Below are 12,669 nucleotides of genomic sequence, written 5' to 3'. Positions count from 1 at the left end.
AGTCGGGAGCACCCGGCATTCGAGCACGACGCGTCAAGCCTTTTCGGTGTCTGCATTTTTGACAAAGCGAGATACAGGTATGACACGCACTAGAAACAAGTGGTTACAACTGGTGGTGGCAATGGGCCTGGCTTTCTTTGGCGCGCGTCTTTTCGCCGCAGCTGACAAAGCCGCCGGCGAACCGCCCAGGGAGCAGGTAATTGACCTGGAAGCCGCGGGCACCGCATATCCCTTTGCGGTCTATTCCAACATTGACTTGCGCCAGCCGGACGCCGGGATTAAGCGTGCGGTCATTTTTGTACATGGCGTGCAGCGCGATGCCGACCGTTATTTTGGCGTGGGCCTGGGCTTGCTGGAAGCCGCGCGGCTGGACGCATCAAGCACGTTGCTGCTGGTACCCCACTTCCTGACGGCATCAGACACTTCGCCTGACGGCAATATCCCGCTTTGGCGCGGTGGCAACTGGATGCAGTGCCAGCCCTCCCGGGGCAAGGAGGCCATCAATTCCTGCGGCGTGCTGGACGATATCGCCCGCTATCTGAGCGCGGGCAAGCGTTTTCCCGTACTCAAGGAAATCGTTTTCATCGGCCACTCAGCCGGTGGACAGCTAATGCAGCGCTATGCCGTGCTCAACAACAGCGAGGAGGAGTTGCGCAAGTCGGGCGTCCGCGTGCGGTATGTAGTCTCCAGCCCGTCTTCCTATTTGTACCTGGATGACAACCGGCCGGAGGGTGGGAGCTTCAAGCCTGTGAACAGCATCCTTTGCCCCGGTTACAACAACTTCCGCTACGGCTTGGGCAACATGGTTCCCTATGGGCAGGGCCTGGACGGCGAACAGTTGTTCAAGCGCTATGCAGCGCGTGAAGTCCTCTACCTGGTGGGCGCGCAGGACAACGACCCAGCCTACGAGTCACTCGACAAATCCTGCGGGGCCGCCATGCAGGGCACAGACCGGCTTAATCGGCACAGGAATTACATGCGCTACGAACAGTTTTTAGCCCAGAAATGGCAGACACCCGTGACGCGTGCGGTCATGGTGGTGCCAGACGCGGGGCACGAAGCGGCCGAAATTTTTGAGTCCCGCGATGTTGCTGCAAAAATTTTCCATGCCGCCGGCAACTAGCGAACAGCCGGGACAAACAGGGACAAGCCGAACGAGCACAACAAGAAAAAAAAGAAGAAGCACAGAGACGCGCGGACACAACACCAAGACAGAAGACGAAAACCATGATGGAACCCTCACGCCTTGCCGCACCACGGCGAAAAATCCTCGCATCGCGGATCTGCGCAATGCTGGCCGCCGCCCCTTTTGCCGTCCATGCGCAGACGCCGCCCAGCGCCGGTACTCTTTTCGACGCGAACCGGCAACAGCTCTCGCCGACGGAAAATGCCGGCCCGCCGGCGGCGGTGCAGCGTCCTGCGCGCATCGAAAAAGAGGTGGAAGGCAGTGATGAGGGCCAGAGCCCCACCGCCGGCGGAACGGGCATCCAGGTCACGGGTTTTGTACTGAGCGGCAACCGGTCTCTGCCGGCATCCGAGCTGCAAGCCCAACTGCAGGAGTTTGTCGGCCGCGAGCTGGACTTCGCCGGGCTGGGCAAAGCCGCCGCCAAAATCACGGCCTACTATCGCACCCGGGGCTATCTGGTAGCGCGCGCCTACCTCCCCGCACAGGAAATACAAGGCGGTGTGGTTGCCCTCGGCATCCGTGAAGGCGTCATCGGCCGGGTGGTGGCCGAGCCCGATGCCAACGTGCGCCTGGACCCGGAACTGATAGGCCGACATCTCGCGGGACTACAGACGGGCGAGGTGATCCAGGAAAGCGACCTCGAAAACACGCTGCTGCGGCTCTCTGACATCGCCGGTGTGACGGTCAAGGCGGTGTTGCGGCCTTCGGCAGAACCGGGCGCCACCGACGTCATCGTCAAGGTCAGCGAGATGGGGGCGATCACCTCGCGCGTGAGCATCGACAACGGTGGCAGCTATTACACCGGTGCCAATCGCCTGTCCGCCAACCTGAGCCTCAACGACGCACTGGGCATGGGCGAAAGCTTCAGCCTGAATACGCAGCAAACTTTTGAAGGCCTGCGTATTGCAGGCGTTGGTTATGTGCAGCCCCTCGGCACGACAGGGCTGTCAGTAGGCGCGAATTTTGCGGGCCTGCAATACAACATCGGCAAAAACCTCAAGGAAGTAGAGGCCAGAGGTGAAGCCCGCGTGAGCACGCTGTTTCTCAACGCGGCGTTGCTGCGCAGCCGGCGCGCCAACATGAATCTGTCGCTGGCGACGGAATACCGACATTTCCAGGACACTACTGGCGGCACGACCGTTGAAAAGTCTGCCAACCTGATGAGTGCGGGCCTGTCTGGCGACTGGCGTGACGACTGGACAGGCGCGTCGGCGAACAACAGCTGGAACGCGCGTTTGGGTATGGGTCACCTGAAAAAAGAAACGCCCAACGACGCAGCACTGGACCGTTTCACGGCCAATGCGGCAGGCGACTACAAAAAGCTCAACCTGTCGTTCAGCCGCCTGCAGCAGCTTGGCGGCGGCTACTCCCTGCTGGGCTCGGTCACCGCGCAGTACGCCGACAAGAACCTGGACGCGTCAGAGAAAATGAGCCTGGGCGGCTCCGGCGGCGTGCGCGCTTACCCTGCCGGCGAAGCCGCGGGCGACCAGGGCATGCTGGCGCGTCTGGAACTGCGCAAGACCCTGGGTGTTGTCGGCAACTCCGTCGTGGAAGGTGCGCTGTTCGCCGATGCAGGGCGCGTGACCATCAACAAGAAGCCGTGGGACAACAGCGAAAACCGCGCGAGCCGCTACGGCTATGGCGTGGGCCTGAACGTCTACAACAAGGACCTGGTGTTCAATGCCAGCATCGCGGTGTCGCCCGGCGTCAATCCGGTCAGCGAACCAAAAAGCGCGCGTCGCCTGTGGCTATCGGTATCGGGTTCACCCCAGGCCTTCACGGGCCTGGCCTCCAGCAGCGGCAGCCGGGGTGAGGATTTCGAGGAGGCGGAAGACGGCATGCGGCTGTACGGATCACTGGGCATCATCCCCGAATACGTGAGCCGCTCAGGCGCGACCCCTGCGGCGCCCGCCGACCAGAGCAAGCTGGCCACGCCCAATGGGCGCAACATGTCGGGCTTCTGGCGTGCGCGCGACAATGTGTCGTATGTGGGCGCRCGTGGCGGCATTCCAATCCATGAGCAGTGGAAGCTGCTGTGGCAGTTGGAGCTGGGCCTGTCACTGAGCGCGGGCGCGGCCGGAGACGACGCGACCCCGAACTGGACACACAGGCAAGAGCTGCGTAATACCGGCGTGGCTGTCGCCCATCCAGATGCTGGCACCGCGATGTACGGCAACTGGGACATGCCGCTCAAGGAAAGCACCTCTTCCTTCGACCCCTTCGGCGCGACCACCAGTGCGGCGCACTACAACATCATCGGGTCACCGGGCTTCGCCACCAGCATCACTAAAAACTCCGGCCCGGTGGGCACGGCGGCGGTGGAAAACAACGACGACGCCGCTTTCAACCGCCGCCAGGCCGGCGTGTTCGGCTACTGGACGCCCAAGATGGGCGGCTTCCAGCTCAAGCTGGCTTATTCGAACAACGGCATGAAGGCCGCGCCGGACGTTGATACAGGCTACCTCTACGGCGGCAGCCTGTCGTATGAGAACGGCGGATTTTCTGCTGTGGTTGCGGCTGAGCAGCATGTGAATTATTTCGGCATAGCCAGCCTGGGCCGCAACGCGCGCGGGGTAGGTACCAATACCCACGTCACGCAGGGCACTTCGTCCAATGACTACAGCGTGCGCTACGGCGTAGCCTACGATTTTGGCGATACCAAGGTTTCGCTGATCGCCGACGAACTGAGCTATGCCGAGTCCGGTGTCATCAACACCAGCGTCACTTCAAGCGACCTCGCCAGCTACCGCCGCCGCGCCTACATGGTCGGCGTCTCACACAAGATAGGTGCCTGGCAGTTGCGCGCCAGCCATGCCAAAGCCTTCGCAGGCGACTGCACCATGATTTCCGGCAATGGCGTGAACTGTTCGACGGAAGGTATGGGTGCGACCTCCCAGGCCATCGGTTTCTCCTATGCCTGGAGCAAGCAGCTCAGGATTTTCGGGCAGTACGTGCTGCTGCGCAACCAACCGCTGGCCAATTACAACTACGCCGTTGCCGGCGTGTTCGGCAGCGCAGGCGCAGGCACCACGATCCGCGCGATCGGTTTCGGTATCAACTACACGTTCTGAGGGGCTCGCATGACATACCACTCTTCCCCGGTTTTCCCACGTAAAAGCCGCCCGACGCTGACACCGCTGAGTGCAGCCATCCTGTCAGCGCTTTGCGCCATATACCCGGTACGGGGATATGCGCTGGACGCCAGCGCCTTACCTACCAATGGTCAGGTCACAGCTGGCAGCGGCAGCATCAGCCAGAGCGGCAACGTCATGAACGTGGTACAGGGCAGCGACCGGATGGTTGCTACCTGGAACACTTTTAACATCGGTAGCGCGGCCAAAGTCAATTTCGCGCAGCCCTCGGCCTCGTCGGTGGCCCTCAACCGTGTCACATCCAGCGATGCCTCGCAGATCATGGGCCAGCTCAATGCCAACGGGCAGGTCTACCTGATCAATCCCTCGGGCATCCTGTTCGGTCAGGGTTCAGCTGTCAATGTCGGCGGCCTGGTGGCCAGCTCGCTGAACATCTCGGACGGCAACTTCATGGCCGGCAACAACCGCTTTGAAGCCGGCAGCGCGGGCGGCGCCGTGATCAATGAGGGCAACATCGTGGCGGCCGACGGCGGGTACGTGGCGCTGCTGGGTGCGCAGGTGCGCAATGTGGGCAGCATCACGGCCCGTCTGGGCAGCGTGATGCTGGGCGCGGGCAAGAATATCACGCTGGACTTCAACGGTGACGGCCTGATCAATATGCAGGTGAGTGACCCTTCGCTGGGCGCCAGTGTGGTAAACCAGGGGCTGCTCAAGGCCAACGGTGGCCTGGTCGTCATGTCGGCCCGCTCCGGCGACGCGCTGATGTCCAATGTGGTCAACAACGAAGGCGTGATCGAGGCGACCAGCCTGCAGCGCCGAAACGGCACGGTCCTGCTTGACGGCGGGGAGGCCGGTGTTGTCGCCGTAAGCGGCCGTGTCGACGTCTCCGGCCGCGATGCCGGCGAAACCGGCGGCAGCTTCAAGGCTTTGGGCCAGTACGTCGGTGTGTTCGACGGTGCCCGAATCGATGCTTCCGGCGATGCCGGTGGCGGCACGGTACTGGTCGGCGGCAACTACCAGGGCAGTGGTACCGAGCGCCAGGCCGTCGGAACTTATATGGGGGAGGATGCCCGCATTCATGCCGATGCGCTCAGCAGCGGCGGCGGCGGAAAAGTCATCCTGTGGTCCACCGACAGCACGCAATTTCACGGCGGCATCACGGTGCTGGGTGGCGGGCAGACAGGCAGCGGGGGCCTGGTCGAGACCTCGGGCCATCACCTGGATGCAACGGGTTCGGTGGATATCAGCGCGGCCTCCGGCAAGGGAGGCACCTGGCTGATCGACCCCTACAACATCAACATTACGAGCACGGCAAGCGTCGGCGCGACTGGGAGCTCTCCTTTCACCTCCAGCGGCGCAGCCAGTTCCAACCTGAGTTCGGCCGTGCTCAACGCCTCGCTGTCCGAAGGCGCCAACGTGATCGTCCAAACCTCTGCGGTCGGCGGAACCTCGGGCGACATCAACGTGCTGGACAACGTCAAGGGTGTGGGAAATGCCTCTCTGACCCTGCAGGCGCACCGCAACATCATCATCGGCAGCGGCCGCACCATTTCCAACGGCACCGGCAAAAGCCTCAACGTCTCGCTGGTCTCCAATTACGGTGACACCGGCAACGGCTCTGTGGCCTTGACGGGTAGCACCATTACCACCAACGGCGGGGCCATCACCATCAGCGGCGGCAGCAACCCGCTGACCGGCTACGCCAGCACCAACCAGAGCAGCGCCTCGGGCGTGGCGATCACCAGCGGCGCTTCGCTGAGCACCAGCGGCGGCAACATCACGATACGCGGCGCCTCCACCTCGACAAGCTCCAGCAGCAGCGCGGTGAATATATCCGGCTCCACGCTCAATGCCGGCGGCGGCAACATCTCCATCCTGGCCAACGTCGCCAGTGCCACCGGGACCGGCGACGCCTTTGTGCTTACGGGAGGCAGTAACGTACAGACCAGCGGCGCTGGCTCCATCACGGTGGACAGCACCAACCTGGGCAGCGGCAACGGCACGCGTATTTTCAGCACCAACAACACCATGGCTGCAAGCGGTTCCGGCAATTTGACGATCAGCGGCAACGCAACCTCCGGTTTTGGCGTGCTGATCTGCTCGACGGCCAGCACCTCTACCCAAAAACTCAGCGTCGGCAGTGGCAATCTGACTATCCAGGCCAATGACAACGGCTTTGCCGGTGCCGGCCGCGGCGTCTACCTGGCGGCTTCCGGCAATGGCGCCGTAGTACTCAATGCAACGACCAGCGGTGCCATCACRCTGCGTGGTAGCAGCACCGGCAGTTACGGCACGGTGCTCAACTCGACGGGTTCCGGATCTTCCATCAGCATCTTTTCGGACGGCAACATCACGGTGACCGGCAACACTTCGGGCGGCACGACGCCGGCGCTGGGTTTGCTAAGCTCCGGCGTCGGTACGAGCGCGGCCACCGCCTCGCAGATCAACATCAACAGCACAGCCGGCGCACTCAAGCTGCTGGCCAACAACAGTGTGGTCAATCCCACTACCGGCTCATTCAAGGCCGTGTCGCTGGACGCCAGCGGCGCCTACGCCAGCATCAATCTGGGCACGCAGTCGGGCGCGCTGACGCTCGACGGCACCAGCTATTCGGGGCGTGGCGTTGACATCGCGCCGTCCGGTGCCAATGCGGCCATCAACATTACCACCGGCAGCGGCGCTATTGCCGTCAACGGCAACAGCACGAGCAGTTTCGGCGGCTACGGTATCTTCCTGAACTCCACCGGGAACGCGAACGGCGTCAACGTCACTACCGTGAGCGGTGACATCACCTTCAGGGGCGATTCCATAGGTACCTCGGACGCTATCTCCCTGGGCGGTAGCGCATCCAGCACCAACTCGGTCAACAACATCTCTTCGCAAGGCGGCAACATCACGCTGGTCGGCAACTTCCATTCGCCGAACGCCGGGGAGCTCGACCACGGTATCGCCATCCAGAACGTCGCCAATCGCATCCAGACCACCGGTTCGGGCAACGTGACGCTGGTCGGCAGCGCAGCCGACCAGGGCAATGGCGTCAGCATCTATGGTGGCGGAAAGGCCCTGGTCAGTGTCGAGAACGGCGCGCTCGCGATCACCGGGAGCAGTGTTTATGGCGACGGGGTGGGCGTGCTGACTGGTAACAATGTCATACGCGCCACTGGAGGCGGTTCAGTGAGTGTGGCTGGCAGCTCCACCTATGGCAGCGGCGTCACCATTTACCCGTCGACGGCGACCAGTTCCGCCGCCATTTCCACGGTGTCGGGCAAGCTCTCGATCACGGGCAGCAACAGCGCGGCGTCTGCGGCGCCGGCAGTCCTCCTGCGCACTGCGGCCTCGGGAGCTGCCAACGGCGTCAGTATCACGTCGGGCAGCGGTGACATCGACATCAAGGCTGCGACAGCCGGCTCCGGCGAGGGGCTGTCCATCGTTGGCAGCAGCGCCAATGCCTTCAATACCATCAGCACGGGTGGTAATGGAAATCTGCTCGTATCGGGCTCCGGTGGCAGCTACGGGGTGCGCATAGACGGCGGCACCAACAAGCTGCAGGTGGAGAACGGCGTTCTGCTCATCAGCGCCAGTGCGCCGAGTGGGCAGCCCTTCAGCCAGTCTTCGGACGCTACGACAATTGCCGCCACCGGTTCCGGGGTTGTGCTGCGCAATCTCGGCGGCAAGATGGTCAGCAGCCTGACCAGCGCGGATTCGGCCGCGGCGACCGCTGCGCTGCAATCGGAAATGACTGGCAGCGACTGGATGGCGCCCCTTGCCGGCGACACTGCATCCCCGACCTCCAACGGCGGAACGGACAGGCTCACCATTTCCGTGGTGTCGTCCAATGCCAATCTCAATGCATCCGCTGCAGGCAAAGAAGATGCAACGCCTTGAGTCCGCGTCCCTCGCGGCGTTCACTGGCTCCATTCCACGCCGCGCCGGTCGGCTGTTGCTGGTTCCTTTGTTGCTGGTATCGCTGTCCGCTTTGGCTGTCGCTGCCGACAAGAAAGCCGGGCAAGCCGAGCACGACAACTTCCATTTTCTCGGCGAGATGAACAAGGCCTCAACCGTGATGGTGGTCGAGACAAAAATCGTCCCGCCAGAGCTCGGCAGAAAGATTGCGCGGGCGGTCGACCAAGTGATCAGGGACGGCAACCAGCCGGGCGCGAAACGCCCTGGGGATTACCTGCAATACGAGCCGCTGATCCTGGCGTTGGCCGGCCCCGATGGTTCGCGCATGCATTCCGGCCGCAGCCGCCAGGACATTCTGTCCACCACGCGGCGCCTGATGCAGCGGGAGCGCGCGCTGGCTCTGATGGACGCGATGATCCAATCGAAGGCGCAGCTGCTGGCCGTGGCGGAGAAGAACCTGGACACCATCGTTCCGGCCTATACCAATGGCGTGCAGGCCCAGCCCACCACTTACGCGCACTACCTGCTGGCCTTTGCCTCGGTCTTCGGGCGCGACAGCGCGCGCCTGAAAGAAGCCTATGCGCGCCTCAATATGAGCCCGCTGGGCGCGGGTGCGCTCGGTACCTCGAGCTTTCCGGTGAATCGCCAACGCCTGGCGGAGCTGCTGGGTTTTGACGGTGCGGTGGAAAATTCCTACGACGCGGCTCAGCTCGGCGCGCTCGACCAGGGCGTGGAATTGGTGGGCCTGTGCAGCAACGCGGCGCTGATGATAGGCGTGCTGGTACAGGACATGCACACCCAGTACCACCAGACCGCTCCCTGGATCACCATCCAGGAAGGGAGGCTCATCGGAACCAGCAGCATCATGCCGCAAAAACGCAATCCCTATGCTCTTAACGGGCTGCGGTTGCAGGCCAGCGAGGTGGTGGKTAACGCCTTCACCTACCAGCTGGAGGCGCACAACGTCACGCCCGGCATGCCCGACTACAAGCGCGATCAGGTCGAGAAAACCCTGGACCTCACGACCAATGCCTTCGTGAAGCTGGCCGACCTGATGAACAATCTCGTCATTGATCGCAACCGCGCGCTGCAGGAAGTCGACGCCGAGTACTCCACCACCACCGAGCTGGCCGATATCCTGCAGCGCGACGCCGACGTCCCTTTCCGTGTCGGCCACCATTTCGCCTCGGATCTGGTCAACTACGGCCGCGCCAACAAGCTCAAACCCGCCGAAATCCCCTTTGACGTCGTCAAGCAACTGTATGCCGAGGCGGTAAAAGCCTTTAGCTTCCCGCAGACTGAATTCCCGCTGACGCAGGAGCGCTATCGAACGTCGTTGACCGCGCAGAACATGCTGGCCTCGAGCAAAGGCCTGGGTGGCCCGCAGCGCACGGAGACGGTCAGGATGCTGGTGGCCGAGAAGAGCCGGTTAGAGCAGGACGCCGCCTGGCTCAAGGCGCAGCAGGACAAGCTCGCGCGTGCCCAGTACAACCTGGACCGCACCTTTTCCGGGCTGGTCCAATGAGTTTCACGGCGGCAGCGGCGATACTGGCGCTGTCGGCCTGACGGGGCCATCGACAAGGGCACCATGGCTGACGATACTTTTTCGCTGGAGAACTTCGAATACCTGTGCTACTCCCGCCAGCAGGAGCCGGCTGCGCGAGAGCTGGTCAAGCTGCTGCTGCTCATAGACAGGAACTACGGCAACCTGGACGGCAACTTCGCGCTCAGCCTGTCGACCGCCATAGGTGCGCAGGAGCGTGACGCGCACGGCCTGACCCGCCTCACCAGCGCCATCTCGGCCCTGTTTTCCGATCCGACCTTTCATGTCTCGCCCGGCGGCTTCGGCCAGCTCATCAACTTCCAGCGCTGGTTGTCGGCGCTGTTCGCCGCCAGCGCCTTTGTCCATTGCGACCACATCCTGAGGTCGCTCAACTATCTGGGTTCCGGCGCGCCGGAGTTCCACGTAAGCGAGCGGGACCTCGTGAAGTTCTGCATCCTGTATTCGCCCGAATCGGAAATCCCGCTGGATGTGGAATTGCTGTGGCGCCAGAACAAAAAGCTGGCTGCCGCGCTGTTCGTGGCCCTGTTGTCGCCGCGCTTCCTCGGCTCGCCAGCCGCGCATTCCAAGCGGGAGGCGCTGCTGGCCTGGCTGCCTGCCCACCTCGAAGAAATCGAAAGCCTGGACACCCTGCCGGTAGGCATCCTGCATGACGTGTACATGCACTGCAGCTACGCCGACCTGGCCGACCGCCATGAGATCAAGCGCCCCATCAACCGGCTGGTTCGCAAGAAGCTCGAGGCGCTGGGCCTGGGGCGCGCTGCGCCCGCGCTCGCGCTCGCCGCGCAAAGTGCGGACAAGCCCATCATGCTGGTACTGCTCGAGTGGTTCTCCGGCGGGCATTCGATTTACCGCACGCATTCCCGGACTTTGGAGGCCGCGCGCAGGCATTTTCGCCTGGTGGCCATTGCTTACCCCTGCAACATCGACGAACTGGGCCGGGCGGTGTTTGACGAGGTGATTGATTTCGCTGCGCCCAATGACATGATCGCCTGTCTGCGCCAGCTGCACGCGCTGGCCGGCTCCCTCAGGCCTGCCGTGTTTTACATGCCCAGCGTCGGCATGTTTCCCATCACCATGTTCGCGGCCAATCAGCGCCTGGCGCCCGTGCAGGTGGCCGCGCTGGGCCATCCCGCCACCACGCATTCCGACCGTATCGATTACATCAGCGTGGAAGAAGACTTTGTCGGCGACCCCGCCTGCTTCAGCGAAACCCTGTTGCGCTTGCCAAAGGACGGGCAGCCTTACCGCCCGTCGGCCATCGAAGTCTCGCTGGCACGGCCACAACGGCAGGACTCGGTGGTCGTCAACATCGCCGTGGCCGCGACCACCATGAAGATCAATCCGAAATTCCTGGTGACCTGCCAGAAAATACGCGCGGGCTCACGCAAGCAGATACGGTTTCATTTCCTGATTGGACAGGCAACCGGCCTGATCTATCCGCAAGTGCGAAGGGTGATTCGCCGCTACCTGCCGGACGCCGAAATCTACGCGCACCAGCCCTACCCGGATTACCTCGCCATCTTCAATCGCTGCGACATGTTTCTGAGCCCCTTTCCTTTCGGCAATACCAACGGCATCACCGACGCGGTGACGGTCGGCCTGCCCGGCGTGTGCAAGACGGGGCCTGAGGTGTTCGAGCACATTGATGAAGCGCTGTTCCGGCGCTTGGGCCTGCCCGACTGGAGCATTGTCGCCAGTGTGGAGGACTATGTCGCCGCCGCCATCCGCATGGCCGACGACTATGCGGAGCGGGCCGCGCTATACCGCAGGCTGGAGCGGTCCGAGAGCCTGAACGCCCTGTTCGAAGGCCGCGCGGAATGCCTGGGCGAACGCCTGTATCAGATCTGGTCGGCGACGGCGGGCGAGGAGGGGTCCCTGCCCGACAGAGCCTGATGCATGGCTTGGCGGTCCAGCGCTTTTTCCCAGGCGCACACAACGACGCAGGCCACACAATTGCCGAGCATGTTGGTGAGGGAGCGGCATTTCATCAAACGCTCTATGCCCAGCAACAAGACTATGCCCGCGACCGGAATGAGATTCTGGCTGGCCAACGTCGCTGTCAGCGCGACGAAGGCCGAACCGGCGACGCTGGCGGCGCTCTTGGAAGTCAGCATCGCGATGCCCAGCAGTGACAGCAGCGGCCAGAAACCCAGTTCGACATGCGCCACCTGCGCCAGGAAGATCGCCGCCATGGCGATATAGATGTTGCTGCCGTTCAGGTTGAAACTGAAGCCGGTCGGCAGCATCAAGCGCACCACCGATTTGGCGCAGCCCATTCTTTCCATTTTTCCGACCAAGCCTGGCAAAGCGGCTATCGATGAAGCGGTGAAGAAGACCAGCAGCAGCTCTTCCTTCACATAGGCGACCAGGCGAAAGATGTTGCAACCAGCGGCGCGCGCCAGTAGACCCATCACGACGCAGACAAACAGGATGCTGACGAGATAAATCGCGCCGAGAAACTGCAGCAGCGGTAGCACCGAAGATGTCCCGTAACGGCCTATCATGAAGGCCACAGCACCGAAGGCAGCAAGTGGCGCCAGCTTCAGGACCATGCCGACCATGCCCTGCAACACCTGTTGCGTCGCTTCGATGAGCTCCAGCAGGCTGCGGCCGCGTTCACCCGCGCGCGTCAGTGCAATGCCCGACAGGAGCGCCAGCAGCAGGATCTGCAGGTTGTTGTTGCCGGTGAAGGCGCTGGCAAATGTCGGGGGGATGATGTTGAGCAAAAAGTCGGTCGTACTTTCCGTGGCCGGCGCAGGTGCAACGCGCTGTGCGATGTCAGCCGTAAAACCCGGCGCGAAACCCTTCCYGGGCGCCAGCTGCAAGGCGCCCARCATGCCCGCCAGCAGCGAGATCAAGGTCATGGCCTCGAAGTAGATGATGGCCTTGATGCCCACCTGCGTGGCCTGCAGCCGGTTGCGCAT

The 12,669-nt window shown here is 62.8% G+C and carries 6 protein-coding genes; 5 read left to right on the top strand and 1 reads right to left on the bottom strand.

All coding sequences use genetic code 11. The annotated features are described in order from the left end of the window. The first annotated feature begins 79 nt into the window (after positions 1-79). From AC1D1X_RS05300 to AC1D1X_RS05280, 5 genes are all read left to right on the top strand, one after another. Positions 80-1,123 (top strand): alpha/beta fold hydrolase, encoded by a 1,044-nt coding sequence (locus AC1D1X_RS05300; protein WP_477668841.1) that lies wholly within the window; start codon positions 80-82, stop codon positions 1,121-1,123. Positions 1,124-1,227: 104 nt separating this feature from the next. Next, positions 1,228-4,257, top strand: a complete 3,030-nt coding sequence (locus AC1D1X_RS05295; protein ID WP_477668840.1) for a ShlB/FhaC/HecB family hemolysin secretion/activation protein — start codon at positions 1,228-1,230, stop codon at positions 4,255-4,257. Positions 4,258-4,266: 9 nt separating this feature from the next. After that, complete coding sequence (locus AC1D1X_RS05290; RefSeq protein WP_477668839.1) at positions 4,267-8,163, top strand: beta strand repeat-containing protein; 3,897 nt, start codon at positions 4,267-4,269, stop codon at positions 8,161-8,163. After that, the gene (locus tag AC1D1X_RS05285; protein ID WP_477697935.1) at positions 8,150-9,706 is read left to right on the top strand and encodes a lyase family protein; all 1,557 of its coding nucleotides are present in this window, start codon (positions 8,150-8,152) and stop codon (positions 9,704-9,706) included. The genes AC1D1X_RS05290 and AC1D1X_RS05285 overlap by 14 nt, the downstream gene beginning before the upstream one ends. 63 nt (positions 9,707-9,769) lie before the next feature. Further along, positions 9,770-11,638 (top strand): peptide transporter, encoded by a 1,869-nt coding sequence (locus tag AC1D1X_RS05280; protein ID WP_477668837.1) that lies wholly within the window; start codon positions 9,770-9,772, stop codon positions 11,636-11,638. Here AC1D1X_RS05280 and AC1D1X_RS05275 read toward each other — a convergent pair. Beyond that, positions 11,584-12,669, bottom strand: a 1,086-nt coding sequence (locus AC1D1X_RS05275; RefSeq protein ID WP_477697934.1) for a cation:dicarboxylate symporter family transporter, incomplete at its 5' end; no start/stop codon positions are given. The two genes, AC1D1X_RS05280 and AC1D1X_RS05275, sit on opposite strands and share 55 nt — an antisense overlap.

The sequence above is a fragment of the Polaromonas sp. P1_G4 genome (assembly GCF_056405475.1).
The sequence above is the reverse complement of the archived record's forward strand: the minus strand, read 5'-3'. Positions and strand labels throughout refer to the sequence as shown.